Origin of the sequence: Paraburkholderia sp. BCC1886 (genome assembly GCF_900996245.1) — a bacterium.
Taxonomy (GTDB): domain Bacteria; phylum Pseudomonadota; class Gammaproteobacteria; order Burkholderiales; family Burkholderiaceae; genus Paraburkholderia.
Map to the genome: position 1 here is coordinate 1 of NZ_CAAJGK010000118.1, position 16,896 is coordinate 16,896.

Sequence of the window (16,896 nt, forward strand, 5' to 3'; positions counted from 1 at the left end):
GATTCTGTCCGTCGCCGCCATCGTAGCCTCCGGCGCCGTGGGAATCGACGCCGGCTAAGCTTAAGCCGCCGAGAAGCGGACATTTGAATCTGGCTAGAAGCGGACATTACAACCTAGCCGCTACATTGTTATCGTTGATAATTTATGTTATGTCAACTTAACAGAACCGAGACAGTTCACCGCCTACGCAAATCAACCTTCGTCATAGTGTTTAGGCGAACGACATGGTTGCAATGGAGTCCACACAGCAGGATCTCGCCCGTCGAGGTCACGCCGCGCGGTGGCCAGCAGCGCTGGCAGTTCGGTACATCTAGCTTTAACCTCTCCGGGTTACGCTGAAGATCTATTCGCATCCTCGCAAATTCCGAACATCGCGATGCGGCGCAGCGGATCGGCCTCAGGCGTCCACCCAATCGCCCGATACATCACACCAGTTAGGCGAGCGGACGCGGCGACTCGCTTGCGCGCGTGCCGTCGAGAAATTCCTCCGCGTCGACCTTCGACGGATCTTCGATCAGTGCCTTGACCGGCGTGCCCGCCAACGAACGCTCGAGAATCTCGACCAGCGACACGGCGATTTGCGGCCCACTCCACTGGCCGTCAGGCTGATACCACTTCCGGCTCCAGTTCATCGCGCCCATGATCATGAAGATAGCGAGCTTCGGATTGCACGGCACGATGCTGCCGTCCGCAATGCCTTCACTGACCAACTCGCGAAGACCGTGCTCGAACTTGTCGCGGCGCTTGATGATCGCACGCATATGCGTGGGCTTCATCGCATTTTCTTCGAGCAGCACGACATAGCTGCCGTCTTCGCCGAGCATCAGGTCCACGTAGCGTCTGAGCGTCATGACCAACTTCTGCAGGCCATTACCATTGCTTGCGCGCGCCTGCGTGAGAATTTCCACCGCGCTGTTCATCGCCGAATCGTGGCAGAAGTACAGCAGTTCTTCCTTGCTCGGTACGTAGGTGTAGAGCGCCGCCTTCGTGACGCCAAGTTTCTTGGCAATCTCGGCAAGAGAGGTTCCGTGATACCCACGCCGGTTGAACGACGCTGCTGCCTCACGCAGAAGCACGTCGCGCTTGCGATCGAATTGCTCGCTCGCGCCGAGCACCGCATTCTTCCAGGTGCTCATGGTGTTACTCCACTCGTCAAAGAAAATGCCTTCATACTTGCCGACGCCTTGCTGTAATGATCTGGTCGGACGAACCCGTCTCACCAGCCTAAATTCACTGGGCTGGCTTCGCCGGCCGATCGTATTGTCGATTGTGCGTGGCCCCCTGACCAGTGCGTTGGAATTCTAACCTATGAGTTGGTCTGTCACCCAGCAGGTCAATTTGCTACTACACTGAAATTTCCCTGACATTCCCGCACCAGGACGCCACGTTCATGCCAGAACCGATTTCCGTATCGAAGCTTGGTCCCATCATGGCCGTGGTCACCGGCGGCACCGCCGGAATCGGCCGCGCGTGTGCCCAGGCGTTGCTCGCAGCCGGCGCAACCGGGATGCTCCTGAATGGCCGCAATGCGGAGCGCGCTGAACTCGCTCGCGAGCAATTGCAGTCCGCGTACCCTCGCGCACAAATCATGACCTCTATAGGCGACGCCGCGCAACCGGTCGTTGCCGAACGCATCATGGCCGACGCAATCGCCGCGTTCGGACGGATCGATCTGCTGGTCAACTCGACGGGCGGCAACGACCTGCCCAGACTGTTGCATCAGACACCGCTCGAAGCGATTCCCGGCATTCTGGAACGCTGCCTGTTCGCGCAACTGCTATGTAGTCGCGCGGCGCTCACGCACATGCGCGAAGCAAAGCGCGGTGCAATCATCAACATCGCCTCCGACGCGGCCAAACTGCCCACACCCGGCGAAAGCCTGATCGGCGCGGCGATGGCCGGCATCGTCATGTTCACACGCGGGCTCGCCATCGAGGCGAAGCACGACGGTATCCGGGCCAACGTCGTGACGCCATCGCTCACAGGGGGCACCGAGCATTATGAGAAGGTCATGGCCGACCCGTTCGCAGGCAAGCTATTCGGCAAGGCTGCGCAAATGGCCAAACTCGGACTGGTCGACAAGGACGAAATCGCCGAACTCGTGGTCTTCCTCGCGTCGCCCGCCGCCGCCAAAATCACGGGCCAGGCGATCAGTATCACAGGTGGCATCTCAGCCGTTTAGACGTCGCCGAATCCCCTGCAGCTCACGCTTCCGGTGCCTCCGGTTCTCCATCAGGAGCGAAACCGGGGTGCACGTCTGAAGCGAAACGCGTCGAGTCCTTCGGTAACGTCGTCTTCCAGCAAGCCAGCCGGCACGGTCATCTCTTCGAGCATCAACCCTGCCTGCAACGTGCTTTCCATTCCTTCGATCACGAGACGCTTCATTGTCGCGATTCCGCTGCGACTGCGCGTGGCGAGCGTGCCGCAATAGTCGAGCGCCGCTTCCCGTAGCCGTTCCGGTTCGACGACCTGATTGACGATGCCCCAGTCGAGCGCGGTCTGGGCATCGAGCCAGCGCGCGGAATAGAACATGTCCAGCGCGCGTCGCAAACCGATGAGGCGCGGCAGTCGCTGGCTCGCGCCGAAGCCCGGCAGCAACCCATATTGCGCATGCTGATCGCCAAAACGTGCGTCCGCCGCGGCGATCACCACGTCGCACGCAAGCATCAGTTCAAAGCCGCCCGCGAGCGCCAGCCCGTGACACGCTGCGACGACAGGACGGCGGCAATGCGCGATCCGGTTCATGACGCGATGCGCCGTGCTGATGAACGCCTGCATCCCGGCGAGGTCGCGGCGCAATTCGAGCACTTCCGCGAGGTCCGCGCCGGTGCAGAAGTTCTTGCCCTGCGCGCAGATCAGGATTGCGTGCACGCCTGAATCGGACGCGTCGAAATCATCGAGCGCGGCTTCAAGGCCAGCGAACACCGCCAGTGACAGGCAGTTGAATTTCTCCGGTCGTGCCAGTTCGATTACCCCCACGTCACCCTTTCGGCTCGCCACGACACCCTTCGGCTCCATCGTTCCTCCACTGATAAGCGACCCGTGCCCTGCTCGCTTCGAACGCTGTGAAGCGGCGGTCCATGACCGGAGGTTATCGACCGGACACGGTGCATGTCAACCGATGATAAATCGTTCCGACCGTTGGGTCAGTCTACGAAAAGCAGGGTTAGAACCCATTCATTTTCAGCTATCCGCGCATTCGGGTTTTCTCTGATTCCGCAGCAATCCGCCATTTCCGGTGTGCTCGCAAAGCCCCTGCCTGACGGGGATTTCTCACCATGATCAATCATTCCGATTCCAAACTAACCGCTTGGTCAGTCTGTTGACACGCGGGTTAGCTGGCGTTAATCTGAAAATGAGTCTACGTCGTCGACAGGCGAAATATGCATTAGCGTTCTCCCGAACAGGGTCTCGTCGGGGAACCGCAGCTTTCGGGTGCCTGTCGTTGTCGTCGCAGGTTATCGCCGCAAAAAATCACAAGATCAGGAGACACACGATGACCGTTTCTTGCTTCTCACCGCTACGTGCTGCGCTGGCCGTCGTTGCCGGTGCGATGTGCATATGCAGCATGAGCGCCGCGGTAGCGGCCGATACGGTAAAGATTGGCTTTACCGGACCTTCGTCGGGCGCGATGTCGCTTCTGGGTCAAGGGGTACGTGACGGCGTCGAGGTCTACATCGATTATGTCAACCAGCAAGGCGGCGTGAATGGCCGCAAGCTCGAACTGGTCGCCGAGGACGATGGCTACGAGCCGATGCGCTCGCTCGCCGGCGCGAAGAAACTTTCCGAACAAGACCATATCGTCGCGCTCGTCGCGCCGACCGGCACGCCCGGCACCGCTGCGATGCTGCCCTACGTGCAGGAACGCAAACTGCCGTTGATCGCGCCCTATGCGTTCAGCCACAAACTCACCACGCCGGTTCAGAAATACGTGTTCACGTCGTTGCCCGAAGTGCGTTTGCAGGCCGACCTGCTCGGCACCTACCTGGTGAAGACCCTGAAACACGACAAGATCGCGGTGATCTACCAGAACGATGACTTCGGGCAGGACGCGCTCGCAGGCTTCGACGCGCGGATGCAGAAGCTGAACGTCAAGGAAGCGAAGCTGCCCTTCGATCGCGGCACGACCAATTTCAGCGGCGTAGTCGCCCAGGCCAAGGAGTCCGGCGCCACCGACGTCGTGTTCTTCGGCATTCCCCGCGATGCCGCGCTGGTCATACGCGAGGCGAACAAGATGGGCTGGAAGCCGCAATTCAGCGGTCACAACGCGCTCGGCGATCCGCAGACCTTCCAGCTTGCCGGTCAGGCGCTCGTGAACGGCGCGATTGCCGTCGCGGTGATGGAACCGCTCGACTCGAAGAAGCCCGCCGTGCAGGATTTCATCGCACGGCAGAAGAAATACCTGCCTAAATCGCCGCCGACCACCTACAGCATGCACGGTTACACCGCCGCAATGATCTTCGTCGAAGCGCTCAAGCACGTGCAAGGCGAGCCAACGGGCGAGAAGGTCGCCACCGCGCTGGAACAGATGAAGAATTTCGACACGGGCCTGATGGCGCCGTTGACGTTCTCGCCGACCAATCACGCCGGCAGCAACGCGGTCGCTTTCATGCGTGCCGAGAACGGCAAATGGGTGATCAACACCGACTGGATGCAGGCCGAATGACCGCTGACAAACGGTCCACGCTGCGCGATGCGCTTTCGGCCGTCCACGATGGCATGAGCGTGGCGCTCGGCGGCATGACGCTGTACCGGCGGCCAGTCGCGGCGGCGCTCGGCATCGCGGCAGCAAAGCGCCGCAATCTGGAGCTGATCACGCTGACCGGCGGCATCGAAACCGATCTGTTGATCGGCGCAAACTGCGTGCGACGGTTGCGAAGCTGCTATACCGGACTCGAAGTCGTCGGCTTCGCGCCGCACTTCACGCGCGCGGTACAGAACGGCACGCTCGAACTCGTCGAGGAAACCGAATACACGCTCAGTTATGCACTGCAGGCAGCGGTGATGCGGGTGCCGTTCCTGCCGATGCGCGGCGCGATTGCGCGTACCGATATCCCGAAGGTCCGCGCCGACCTGAAGGCTTTCGACTGTCCTTTGACCGGCGAGTCGCTGTTCGCCGTGCCGGCGCTGCACGTCGACGTCGCGATTTTGCACGCGAGCGCAGCCGATCGCTATGGCAACTGCAATCTGCAAGGTCAGCTTGCGCTCGACCGGCATCTGCCGTCGGCCGCCGCCGTGACGATCGTCACGGCCGAGCGAATCGTCGAAACGGACGAGCTGTTGACGATGCAAGGTGGCATCCAGGTGCCGGGTGTATTCGTGACGCACGTCATCGAAGCATCCGGCGGCAGCCTGCCGACGTCCTGCCTGCCCGAGCGCAGGCTCGATCTCGCCGCAGTGCTCGACTATGCCGACGCAGCGAACGACACGGCAGCGTGGCCGCGCTGGCTCGACCATGCCATGGGAGCGTTGGCATGAGCGCAACGTCGCTTTCCGACCTGCAGCGCCGTAAAGCCGACCAGATCGTCGTTTGCATGGCGCGACGGGTCGAGGACGGCGATTTTCTGGCCGAAGGTATCGGCACGTTCATGTCGACGTCCGCGTACATGCTCGCCAAGCACATGCACGCGCCGAGTTGCACGAGCCTCTGTCCCAACGGCAATACGCTGATGCAAGGCACGCGCGTGCTGACGCTCGGCCACGACGAGTTCGACACGGTACCGCGCGCCTCGCTGTGGCTCGACTATCTGCAGATCAATCTGCACTACATGCCCGGTATTTTCCTGTCCGGCAAACGCTGGACCGAGTTCATGCGGCCCGCACAGATCGACGCTCGCGGTGCGACCAACAATGTGACGATTGGTCCGCATGCCGCGCCGCGTGTGCGTCTTCCTGGCTCTGCCGGTATTCCGGACGCGTCGACCGCCGCGCGATACTTCAACTACTATGCGCCGCGTCATACGCGCCAGGTGTTTGTCGACACACTCGATTTCATCAGCGGCGCAGGCAATGCTGACACCGACGGCGTGCCCGAGATGACGATCACCGTGGTGAGCGATCTCGGCGTACTGATCACGGGCGCATCGGGGCGCTTCGAGGTCGCGCAACTCCATGAAGGCGTGACTCGCGAAGACATCGAAGCGAATACAGGCTTCTCGCTTGGCTGGCGTGACGACGTGAGCACCAGTGCGCCACCGAGCGACACCGAATTGCATCTGCTCGACGAGGTGATCGATCCGCAAGGTCTGCGCTACCTCGAAATGCTGAGCGGCAGCGCCCGCAAAGAGCGCCTGCGCGAACTCGCGAATTCGACTGCGGCGGCAGCCCACGCGAGCGGGCGGAAAACGCCATGAACGCGGCGCTCATCATCGGCGGTCTCGCATCCGGCAGCCTCTATGCGCTGATCGGCATTGCGGTCGTACTGGTGCTGCAGTCCACCGACGTGCCCAATTTCGCGCAAGGCGAAATGGCGATGTTTTCCACTTTCGTCGCCTACACGATGCTCAACACGTATTCACTGTCGTGGTGGATCGCTTTGCCCGCCGCAATCGTGTTCGCCATCCTGCAGGGGATCGTAGTGCAGCAACTGATCATCCGGCCTTTAATGGGTGCGCCGATTCTCAACGCCGTGATTGCCACGCTCGGGCTCAACATGGCGCTGCACAGCATCGCTGGGATGATCTGGGGCAACCTGACCAACGTGTTCACGAGTCCGGTGGCCGATCTTCCGATGCTGCAGGTGTTCGGCGTCAACGTGTCGCCCGACAGCGCGTTGACGATTCTCGTATCGGTTGCGATGATCGTCATCTTCACACTGATCCTGCGCCATACGCGCGCAGGGATCGCGTTGCGCGCGGCGAGCCAGAACCAGGCGGTCGCGAAACTGATGGGCATTTCGGTCAGCCGTTCGTTCGCGCTAGCATGGGCGATGGGCAGTGTCGCGGGGCTGGTCGCCGGCATCCTGGTCGCGCCTATCCTGTTCCTCGACGTCAACATGATGGCGCCGCTGCTCATCAAGGGTTTCGCGGGCGCCGTGCTGGGTGGGCTCACCAGTTTGCCCGGCGTGTTCGTCGGCGGGCTCGTGCTCGGCGTGATGGAGAACCTGCTCGGCGCGTACGTGTCCGGATCGTTCGGCGACGCCCTCTCCTTCGTGCTGATCATCGTCGTGCTGCTGGTCGCGCCGGCCGGCATCTTCGGCCGCACCAAGTCGACCAAGCTGTGAGGGCCGCGCTATGTCAGTGATCAACCGGATCACCACTGGACGCGCTACGCAGCGCGTGCGTCTGAAGCAGAGTCGCGATCAGTGGTTTCTCGCCGGTTTCGTCGTACTGTACGCGGGCATCGCGATCTTCAGCGGTGGCTACATCGTCTATTTGCTGAACCTGATCGGCATCTTCGCGCTGGTCGCGATCGGCCTCACGATCCTCTCGGGCTTCTCGGGCCAGTCGAGCCTGGGCCATGCGGGCTTCTTCGCGATCGGGGCCTATGCGTCGGCGATCATCACGCAGCGGTACGGTGTGCCATTCTGGCTCGCGATCCCGCTGGCCGGCGCGATTGCAACCGTAATCGGCGCGTTGATCGCACTCCCCGCGCTGCGCCTGAAAGATCTCTATCTGGCGATCGCCACGCTCGGTTTCGGCATCGTCACGCAGAAGACGATTTTCGAATGGCGCTCCGTGACGGGCGGCGGCGGTGGCCTGCAGGTACCGGCGCCGGAATTCTTCGGCATCTCCGTGTCCGACGGCAGCCGCTTCGCGTGGCTGATCGCGATCACGCTGGCGGCAGGCACATGGGGCGCGTTCCGGCTCGCATCGGGCCGTACGGGCCGCGCACTCTCCATGCTGCGCGAGAATCCGACCGCCGCCGCCTGCATCGGCATTCGCGTCGCGCGCTACAAGGTGATCGCCTTCGCGCTCAGCGCGTTCTATACCGCCGTCGGCGGCGGCCTCTATGCCAACGTGCTGCGCTATCTGAACCCCGAAAGCTTTGACATCAACATGTCGATCATGTTTCTCGCGATGATCGTGATCGGCGGCATGGGCAGCGTGCGCGGTGCCCTGCTCGGCGCGGCGTTCTACGTCGTCGTGCCGGAAGCGTTTCGCGGCTTCAAGGACGCACCGGGGCTCGTGTTCGGCGTATCGTTGATGCTCGTCGTGATCCTCCTGCCCGGCGGGCTGAACAGCCTGCTCGGCAAGCGCGCAAGGGGACGGACATGAAGCCACATGGCGCACTCGCAGTGCGCGCTCTGTCGGTGCGCTTCGGCGGCGTGCACGCGTTGGAGAACGTATCGCTGAGCGTCGAACCCGGCACCATCGTCGGCCTGATCGGTCCGAACGGCGCGGGCAAAAGCACCCTGCTCAATTGCATCTCCGGCATTTCGCGGCCGACTGCCGGCACCATCGAACTCGGCGGCGAAAGCCTCGTCGGCAAACGGCCCGACCAGATCGCCGGGATGGGACTTGGGCGCGTATTCCAGCATCCGCAACTGATTCCGGAATTGAGCGTGCTCGAGAATCTGATGGTCGCGCACCATCGGCGCCTTGGTTATTCGGTGATCGGCGAGATGATCGGACTGCCCAAGGTGCGCCGTGCCGAAGAACAGGCGCGTCACGAAGCAATGCAGGTGGCGACGCGCGTCGGTCTCGCGGCCAGTGTCGACATGATGACCGCCAGTCTGCCGTACGGACATCGCAAGCTGATCGAACTGGGGCGCGTGATCCTGATGGGCGCGACGCAGTTGCTGCTCGACGAGCCGATCGCGGGTCTCAACGAAGCGGAGATCGAACACCTCGGTCAGGTCGTGCTCGAATTGCGGCGCGAGCACGGCCTCTCCGTGCTGCTCGTCGAACACAACATGGGGCTGGTGCGGCGGCTGTGCGATCGCGCGTTCGTGCTCGATGCGGGCAGCACGATCGCCGAAGGCACGCCCGACGAAGTGCTCAACGATCCGCGCGTGCTGCTCGCGTATCTCGGCGAGGTGCCCGCGAATGCTTGAAGTCGACGACCTGAGCGTCAGCTACGGACCGGTGCGCGCATTGAGCAACGTGTCGTTGAAGGTCGAGCGCGGCCAGTTGGTCGGCATTCTCGGCGCGAACGGCGCGGGCAAGACGAGCCTGTTACGCACCATCAGCGGGCTCGTACGCGCGAAAAACGGCACGATCCGCTTCGAAGGCAACGACATCGGCAAGACCCGACCCGAACGCATCGTGCGCATGGGCATTGCGCACGTGCCGGAAGGGCGCGGCATGTTTCCCGATCTCACCGTACGCGAGAATCTGCTCGCCGGTGCGCATACGCGGCGTCAGCGAAACGAAATCGCCGACGACTACGCGAAGATGCTGGAAATGTTCCCGTCGCTCGCGCGCCGCGAGAAACAGGACAGTTCGACGCTGTCGGGCGGCGAACAGCAGATGCTCGCGATCGCGCGCGCGATGATGTCGCGCCCTCGCCTGCTGCTCGCGGACGAAGTCAGCCTCGGCCTAGCGCCCGTCATCACCAAACAGGTTTTCGCGCATCTTCAGAGCTTGCGCGATGCAGGCATCACCGTCGTCGTGGTCGAGCAGAACGCGCATCTGCTGTTGAAGATGGCCGACCAGGTGTACGTGCTTAGACATGGACGGGTCGAGCTGCAAGGCAGCGCGCAGGCCATGTCGTCCCATCCTGAACTGACCAAAGCCTATATGGGCGAGTAGACGAGGAGCGAGACACAATGCAGGACTACGCGCTAGAAGATCGCACGATGGGTCGCGTGATTGCCGAAAAAGCCAAACGCATCCCGCAAAAGACGTTTCTGATCTGGAAAGGCCAGAAGACTACCTACGGCGAACTGGAAACCATCACCAATCGCTATGCGAACGGCTTTGCCGCGCAAGGCGTCAGGCATGGCGATCACGTTGCGATCATGTTGCCGAACTGTCCGGAATTCTTCTGGACTGTATGGGGGTTGAACAAGCTGGGCGCAGTCGCCGTGCCGATCAATACGGCGGCGAAAGGCGAGTTGTTGCGCTATTTTCTGGAGAAATCGGAAGCGACCGCGTTTATCGTCGACGAAGAATGGAACGAGCGCATCGCAGCGGTTCGCGACGAACTGCCGTTAGTCAGGCGCTATTACATTCATGGGCAGAATACGGCCGGCTGGATCACGTCGAACGACGCGAGCAGCGTGCATCCGCTGTCGTCAATCGAATCCGGCGATACATCGCAGCCGCCGCCCGATCGGGTCGCGCATGACGATACGCAACTGATCATGTTTACCTCGGGCACCACCGGGCCGTCTAAAGGTGTGCAGTGTCCGCACTCGCAAGGCCATGCGGTAGGCCGCGCGTTGACGCTGAATTTCGGCTATCGCGACGACGACGTGCTCTACACCTGTCTGCCGCTCTTTCACGGCAACGCCGCGTATTACTCCGTGTACGCCGCGCTCTGGGCCGACGCCGCGATCGCGCTCGCGCCGCGCTTTTCGGCAACGCGCTTCTGGGACGAAATCCGCAGCACGGGTGCGACGCAGTTCAACACGCTCGGCGCAATGACGAACATCATCTGGAAGCTGCCGCCGGGTCCGCACGAGCGCGAAACCAGGCTGCGTCTTTGCATGGCGGTACCCGTGCCCAAGGAAATCTATACGGAGTTTCAGGAGCGCTTCGGCGTGACGTTGACGTCGGTGTTCGCGATGACGGAAAACTTCGCGATGACCACCTTCACGCCGGGCGATCCCGCGGAGAAAGCCGGTTCAGCCGGCAAGCCGCGCGGCGAATGCAAACTGCGCATCGTCGACGACGAAGGCAACGATCTGCCACCGCGTGAAGTCGGCGAAATCTACATGCTGCCGTTGAAACCCGGCAGCATGATGAAAGGCTACTACAAGATGCCGAAGGAAACCGCCAAGGAGTTCGACGACGGCTGGTTCAAGACCGGCGATCGTGGCTATCTCGACGAAGACGGCTATCTGTACTTCATGGACCGGAAAAAGGAAGCCATTCGCCGACGCGGCGAAAACATTTCCGCTTACGAGGTCGAACTCATTCTGTGCCGCCATCCGGCGATTCACGAAGTGGCGGCAATTCCCGTGGCGTCCGAACTCAGCGAGGACGACGTGATGGTGTACGTGGTGCTCAAACCCGGCGAGTCAATGACCCATGCGGATGTCGTCAACTTCAGCAACGACCATATGAGCTATTTCATGGTGCCGCGCTTTGTCGAGTTCGTCGAGAAGCTACCGAAGACCGCGAGCGAGAAGCTCGAAAAATACAAGCTCAAACTCGATGCGCAGGAACGCCGCGCGCAGCTTTGGGATCGCGAGAAAGAAGGGATCGTGGTGAAGCGCTGATCTCGTTTTCGATGGGCATCATGTAAAAAGCGACGATGTGTAAAAAACATCGCCGCTTTTTTATTGCTATTTTTCCGACTCGCTATCGACACATACTGCGTTAGCGCGCAAGCATGCGCTTCGCCAGTCTCAGATGTGGCGCGTCCAGCATCTTGCCGTTCATCGACGCGACACCGCCTTGCGCATGCTCCATCGCTGCGATAACCGCCCTTGCCCAGTCGAGTTCTTCCGGCGTCGATTCGAACACGCCGTTGATCACCGCCACCTGATCCGGATGAATCGCCGCTTTCGCGGTGAAGCCGTCGGCGCGCGCTTCAGCGGCTTCGTCGGCCATCGCATCGTGATCCTTGAAATTCACAAATACCGTATCGATCGGCACGCATTGTGTCGCGGCGGCCGCCATCAGCATGAGGTTACGCGCGAGCAGAAAGGGCGCGCGATAGACGCCGCCCTTCGTGCGATTGTCCGCGATACCGAGATCCGCTGACAGGTCTTCACCGCCCCACATCATGGCGTGAAGTCGCGGCATGGGCGCGCGGAACTCCGGTAGCGCGAGCACGGACGCGGCAGTCTCGGTCACGATGCCGCATATTTTTAGCGTTGCTTGCGGATCGATCGCATCGAGCGATGCGCTCAGGCGCCGGATGTCGTCGACGCCACATGCTTTCGGCAACACGACGCCAGCGATCGCACCCACGGGCAGCGCCGCGATATCGTCCGCGTGATAGTCGGTTGTCAATGCGTTGACGCGAATCCACAGGCGTTCGCGCGGTACGCGAACGGCGCTCAACGCGTCGCGGGTAACCGTGCGTGCGGCCGCCTTCTCTTGCGGCGCCACCGCATCTTCCCAATCGAAGATCAACGCATGCGCGGCGCCTTGCAGCGCGCGCTCGATTTTGCGCGCACTATCGCCGGGCACGAACAGCCACGAGGCCGCGCTCATGACGGCTTGCGATGCATGAACGCCGCACGCGTGCAGCGTGCGACCTCGACATCGTCCTGATTGAATGCCATATGCCTGAACTCGACGATGCCCGCGCCAGGACGCGACTTGCTCGAACGCAACGACATCACTTCCGTGACCACATGAATCGAATCGCCATGAAACACGGGAGCGGGAAACGATACGTCGGTCATGCCGAGATTCGCGATCGTCGTGCGCAAGGTCGTCTCCGAGACGGAAATGCCGATCATCAGGCCGAGCGTAAACAGGCTGTTGACGATCGGCTTGCCGAACTCGGTCGAGGCGGCGAAATGCGCATCGATATGCAACGGCTGCGGATTGAGCGTCATGTTCGAGAACTGCATGTTGTCCCACTCGGTGACGGTGCGCGTCAACGCGTGCTCGAAACGCATGCCAACCTCGAATTCTTCGAAATAGAGTCCGCGCATTTTTGCTCCCTTCATTTGTCGGTCGATTCGGATGCGTCCGGCACCTTGGCGGTGTCCGCCGCCGCTTCCAGCGGCGCGAGTTGCACGAGCGTCTGGCCACGCGGCACGATCTCGCCGACTTCGCAATGTAGCGACTCGATCACACCATCGCGCGGCGCGGCAAGCGGGAAAATCAGCTTCATTGCTTCCATCACGACCAGCACGTCGCCGGCCTTCACGGCGTCACCCGCCTTCACGTGGATTTCAGTGACCGAGCCTGGCATGTCGGAGTGGACCTCGCTGCCCTGCGCGCCCGCTCGTGCGGCAACCTGCGCGAGTGCCACGAGCTCACTGACGACCGCCATGCGCCAGCGCATGCCGCGTTGATTGACGTATACGTGCTCGCCGTCGCGCGACATCGTGAACGTGCGGCGCACGCCGTGCTCGGGTTCGATATGGACGCGCGTGGCGCCGTCGCTGTGTGCTTCGATGCGGGCGTTAAAGCACAAAACGGCTGCGTTGCCGGACGTGGTGCGCCAGCCCTCGCCTTCGCGCTCGATTTTGACATTGCGTTCGTTGCCATCGATGGAGACTCGCAGGCGTGCAGCCGCGCGTCGCCCCGTGGCCGACATGAAACGATGGCCGCTTTGCCGCTGCCAGTAGTCGTCGCGCGCCGGCTCGTGGCCGGTGATCGCGTGCAATGCCGCAGCGGCGATTGCCTGTTCGAGCGCGTCGGGTTCGGCTTTCCAGCCCATCTCGAAGGCTTCGCCAAGAAAATCGGTCGTCAGACGGCCGGAACGGAATAGCGGATGATCGGCGATCGCGCACAGCAGGCTCTGATTCGTGCCGATACCGGCCGCTTCGAATGCATCGAGTCCGGCCCGCAAACGCTCGACCGCCTGCGGGCGCGTCGCGCCGAAGCCGATCACTTTCGCGACCATCGAGTCGTAATGAGGCGTCACCTCCGACCCGCTAGTGATGCCGCTGTCGATACGCACACCCGCGACCGGCGGTTCCGCGTATTGCGTCACGGTACCGAACTCGGGTCGATGCCCTTGCGCGGGATCCTCGCAATTGACGCGCGCTTCGATGGCCCAGCCGCTCACGCTGATCGCCGCCTGATCGCTGACCGGCAGATTCTCACCGCCGGCGATGCGGATTTGCCATTCGACCAGATCCAGTCCGGTCACCGTTTCGGTCACCGGATGTTCGACCTGCAAACGCGTATTCATCTCCAGGAAGTATGGGGTGTCGCTACCGTCGCCGAATACGAATTCGACGGTGCCGAGCGAGTCGTAGCCAATGGCGTGGCCCAGCTTGAGCGCCGCGTCGAATAGCACCGCGCGCACGGGAGCCGGCAGATTCGGCGCGGGCGCCTCTTCGATCACCTTCTGGTAATTGCGCTGGATCGAGCACTCGCGCTCGAACAGATGCACGAGATGGCCGTGGTGATCACCGGCAAGCTGCACTTCGAGATGCCTCGGCCGCAGAATCAGTTTTTCAAGCAGCACGCGGTCGTCGCCGAAGGCGCGCAACGCTTCCTGTTTGGCAAGCGTGAGTTGCGCGGTGAAATCGTCGAGATCGTCGACGCGGCGCATGCCCTTGCCACCGCCGCCCGCGCTCGCCTTGATGAGGATCGGCGCGCCGATCTTGCGTGCCTCGGCGAGCAAGGCCTCGGGCGCCTGCTGGTCGCCGTGATAACCCGGCACGCACGGCACGCCCGCCTGTTCGGCAAGGCGCTTCGATTCGATCTTCGAGCCCATTTTCTCGATCACGTCGGCACTCGGCCCGATCCACGCGATGCCGTGTTCCGCGCAACGGCGTACCAGTTGCGTGCTCTCGGACAGGAAACCGTAGCCTGGATGAATCGCGCTCGCCCCCGCTTCGAGCGCCGCGCGGATGATCGCGTCGGCGTCGAGGTAGCTGCGCGCCGCCTCGGGGGGGCCGATGCGCACTGCGGTGTCGGCTTCGCGCACATGCCGCGCATGACGGTCGGCATCGGAGTAAACGGCGATCACGCGGATGCCCAGGCGGCGGCACGTGCGCGCGATCCGGCAGGCAATTTCGCCACGGTTGGCAATCAGTATCGATTCGAACATGAGCGACCCTTACATTCGGAAAACCGGCGTCGGGCCGGTGACGGGTGCCTCGGCGGCGGCCAACGCCAGACACAACCCGATGACCTCGCGCGTCTCGGATGGCTCGATCAGTCCGTCGTCCCACAGACGCGCGGTCGCGTAGTAGGGATCGCTCTGCTCTTCAAACTGCGCGCGTGTCGCGCGATCGATTTCCGCGAGTTCCTCCTCGCTCGCCGGGCTTTTGAGGCTGCTGCGCCGCAGATCCGTCAATACCGTCGAGGCGACATCCGCGCTCATCGTCGCGATCTTTGAATTGGGCCATGCGAACAGGAAGCGTGGGTTGAAGCCGCGCCCGCACATGCCATAGTTGCCCGCGCCGAACGAGCCACCGATGATCACCGTGAAGCGCGGCACACGTGCGGTGGCCATCGCATAGACGAGCTTGGCGCTATGGCGCGCGATACCGCCGCGTTCCGCTTCCGTGCCCACCATGAAGCCCGTGATGTTCTGCAGGAACAGCAGCGCAATGCCGCGCTGGTTGCACATTTCGATGAAGTGCGCGCCCTTCGCCGCCGATTCGGAAAACAGCACACCGTTGTTCGCGATGATGCCGACGGGATAGCCGCACCAGTAGGCGGTGCCGCAAACCAGTGTGCTGCCGAACTCGGGTTTGAACTCCTGGAACTCGGAATCGTCGACCAGACGCGCGATCACCTCGCGCACGTCGTAGGGCTCCTTGAAGCCGGGCGGCACGATGCCACGCAAATCGCCGATCTCGTAGCGCGGCGGTTTCACGTCGTGCAGCGCGCCGAACAGCGTACGCGGCCGGTTCAGACCGGCGACGATGTCGCGCACGCGCAGCAGCGCCTGCGCTTCGTTTTCGGCGAGATAGTCCGACACGCCGGACACGCGCGTATGCATTTCGGCACCGCCGAGCGTCTCGCCATCGACGATTTCGTTGATCGCCGCCTTGACGATCTGCGGACCGCCCAGGTGGATGCGCGCCTGGCCGCGCACCATCACCACTTCGTCCGAAAGCGCCGGAATATACGCGCCACCCGCCGTGCAGCCACCGAACACGGCCGAGATCTGCGGAATGCCCTGCGCGGACATCTGGCACTGCCGGAAGAACGTATTGCCGAAGTGATCCTTGTCCGGAAACACGCGATCCTGTTCCGGCAGATAGGCGCCCCCGCAGTCGACGAGGTAGAGCGTCGGCAGCCGGTGCTGCTCGGCGATTTCCTGCGCGCGCACGTGCTTCTTCACGGTTTCGGCGAAAAACGAGCCGCCTTTGACGGTGGCGTCGTTCGCGATCAGCATGCACGGCGTGCCCGCGATCAGGCCTACGCCGGTGATCACACCGGCCGACGGCACGGCGTTACCGTACAAACCCCACGCGGCCAACGGCGACAGTTCGAGAAACGGCGACAACGGATCGAGCAGCAGATCAATGCGTTCCCGCGCGAGCATCTTGCCGCGCTGATGATGACGTTCGACGAGTTTCTCGCCGCCACCGGCGAGCACATGCGCGTGACGCGCGCGTAACTCGTCGAGCAGCGCGTCGTAATGCGTCAGATTCTTCAGGAAGGTCGCCGACTGACGGTCGACGCGCGTTGCGATCGTGCTCATTCGGTTATCGTCACGTAGTGGAAATCGGTGATGCGGCCTTGCGGCGCATCGATGAATTGCACGCGCACGCGCGTGCCTGGCACGAGTTTCGCCGCAGCGGCCGGCACGTCGGACAGATCGAGCCCGCGCACGAAGTTGACCATCGCCGTGCTCACGCCGTCGAGCCGCACGTAGGCGATCGCATACGGCGGCTCGGGCAGATGATCGAAGGCTGCGCTGACGATCGTCGCGGATTCGATCGTGCCTTCGCTGCCCGCGTCGACGTATCCATCGCACTTTTCAAAGCTGCGTTCGCAGTACGCGCGCGGCGGCAGATACGTCATGCCCGACGCACTGCAGGACGTCGCGACGATGCGCTTGTGCTTCAGCGCATCGAAAAACCGCGCGCCGACTTCACCGACGGGATAGCGATAGCGAACCTGCCATTCGCCGGGAAACGTGTGTGAATCGTTCGTTTCAATTGAAGCGCCCATATCGACTGCCTCCTGTCAG

At 62.3% G+C, this 16,896-nt stretch carries 16 protein-coding genes; 9 read left to right on the top strand and 7 right to left on the bottom strand.

Features of this window, described 5'->3' with window-relative positions; translation table 11 throughout:
- Positions 1-434: 434 nt before the first annotated feature.
- Positions 435-1,136 (bottom strand): TetR/AcrR family transcriptional regulator, encoded by a 702-nt coding sequence (locus FQ746_RS31945; protein ID WP_144113811.1) that lies wholly within the window; start codon positions 1,134-1,136, stop codon positions 435-437.
- A 254-nt stretch (positions 1,137-1,390) separates the two neighbouring features.
- Here FQ746_RS31945 and FQ746_RS31950 point away from each other — a divergent pair, with 254 nt between their 5' ends.
- The gene (locus FQ746_RS31950) at positions 1,391-2,182 is read left to right on the top strand and encodes an SDR family NAD(P)-dependent oxidoreductase (protein ID WP_260854237.1); all 792 of its coding nucleotides are present in this window, start codon (positions 1,391-1,393) and stop codon (positions 2,180-2,182) included.
- 50 nt (positions 2,183-2,232) lie between these two features.
- On the opposite strand, the gene FQ746_RS31955 is transcribed toward FQ746_RS31950, so the two are convergent.
- Positions 2,233-3,018, bottom strand: a complete 786-nt coding sequence (locus FQ746_RS31955) for an enoyl-CoA hydratase/isomerase family protein (protein WP_144113812.1) — start codon at positions 3,016-3,018, stop codon at positions 2,233-2,235.
- A 478-nt stretch (positions 3,019-3,496) separates the two neighbouring features.
- Here FQ746_RS31955 and FQ746_RS31960 point away from each other — a divergent pair, with 478 nt between their 5' ends.
- From FQ746_RS31960 to FQ746_RS31995, 8 genes are read left to right on the top strand one after another with little or no spacing between them, the layout of a single operon-like run.
- Complete coding sequence (locus tag FQ746_RS31960) at positions 3,497-4,666, top strand: ABC transporter substrate-binding protein (RefSeq protein WP_144113813.1); 1,170 nt, start codon at positions 3,497-3,499, stop codon at positions 4,664-4,666.
- A complete protein-coding gene (locus FQ746_RS31965) occupies positions 4,663-5,478 on the top strand; it encodes a CoA transferase subunit A (protein ID WP_144113814.1) in 816 nt (271 codons plus the stop codon). Before FQ746_RS31960 ends, FQ746_RS31965 begins: the two co-directional genes overlap by 4 nt.
- Positions 5,475-6,353 (top strand): ketoacid-CoA transferase, encoded by an 879-nt coding sequence (locus tag FQ746_RS31970; RefSeq protein WP_144113815.1) that lies wholly within the window; start codon positions 5,475-5,477, stop codon positions 6,351-6,353. Before FQ746_RS31965 ends, FQ746_RS31970 begins: the two co-directional genes overlap by 4 nt.
- Complete coding sequence (locus tag FQ746_RS31975) at positions 6,350-7,222, top strand: branched-chain amino acid ABC transporter permease (RefSeq protein ID WP_144113816.1); 873 nt, start codon at positions 6,350-6,352, stop codon at positions 7,220-7,222. The genes FQ746_RS31970 and FQ746_RS31975 overlap by 4 nt, the downstream gene beginning before the upstream one ends.
- Positions 7,223-7,232: 10 nt before the next feature.
- Positions 7,233-8,216 carry a branched-chain amino acid ABC transporter permease gene (locus tag FQ746_RS31980; RefSeq protein ID WP_144113817.1) on the top strand — a complete coding sequence of 328 codons (984 nt, stop codon included), beginning with the start codon at positions 7,233-7,235 and terminating at the stop codon, positions 8,214-8,216.
- A complete protein-coding gene (locus FQ746_RS31985; protein ID WP_144113818.1) occupies positions 8,213-8,995 on the top strand; it encodes an ABC transporter ATP-binding protein in 783 nt (260 codons plus the stop codon). Before FQ746_RS31980 ends, FQ746_RS31985 begins: the two co-directional genes overlap by 4 nt.
- Positions 8,988-9,692, top strand: a complete 705-nt coding sequence (locus tag FQ746_RS31990; protein WP_144113819.1) for an ABC transporter ATP-binding protein — start codon at positions 8,988-8,990, stop codon at positions 9,690-9,692. The genes FQ746_RS31985 and FQ746_RS31990 overlap by 8 nt, the downstream gene beginning before the upstream one ends.
- Positions 9,693-9,709: 17 nt before the next feature.
- Complete coding sequence (locus FQ746_RS31995) at positions 9,710-11,326, top strand: AMP-binding protein (RefSeq protein ID WP_144113820.1); 1,617 nt, start codon at positions 9,710-9,712, stop codon at positions 11,324-11,326.
- Between the two features lie 100 nt (positions 11,327-11,426).
- Here FQ746_RS31995 and FQ746_RS32000 read toward each other — a convergent pair whose 3' ends face one another.
- The 5 genes from FQ746_RS32000 to FQ746_RS32020 are packed head-to-tail and all read right to left on the bottom strand — an operon-like array spanning position 11,427 to position 16,877.
- Positions 11,427-12,269, bottom strand: a complete 843-nt coding sequence (locus FQ746_RS32000; protein ID WP_144113821.1) for an HpcH/HpaI aldolase/citrate lyase family protein — start codon at positions 12,267-12,269, stop codon at positions 11,427-11,429.
- Positions 12,266-12,718, bottom strand: a complete 453-nt coding sequence (locus FQ746_RS32005) for a MaoC family dehydratase (protein WP_144113822.1) — start codon at positions 12,716-12,718, stop codon at positions 12,266-12,268. The genes FQ746_RS32000 and FQ746_RS32005 overlap by 4 nt, the downstream gene beginning before the upstream one ends.
- An 11-nt stretch (positions 12,719-12,729) precedes the next feature.
- On the bottom strand, positions 12,730-14,796 hold the full coding sequence (locus FQ746_RS32010; protein WP_144113823.1) for an acetyl/propionyl/methylcrotonyl-CoA carboxylase subunit alpha: 2,067 nt from the start codon (positions 14,794-14,796) through the stop codon (positions 12,730-12,732).
- 9 nt (positions 14,797-14,805) lie between these two features.
- Positions 14,806-16,404: an acyl-CoA carboxylase subunit beta gene (locus FQ746_RS32015; RefSeq protein WP_144113824.1), complete on the bottom strand. Its 1,599-nt coding sequence runs from the start codon at positions 16,402-16,404 to the stop codon at positions 14,806-14,808.
- On the bottom strand, positions 16,401-16,877 hold the full coding sequence (locus FQ746_RS32020; protein ID WP_144113825.1) for a Zn-ribbon domain-containing OB-fold protein: 477 nt from the start codon (positions 16,875-16,877) through the stop codon (positions 16,401-16,403). Before FQ746_RS32020 ends, FQ746_RS32015 begins: the two co-directional genes overlap by 4 nt.
- Between the last annotated feature and the right edge of the window lie 19 nt (positions 16,878-16,896).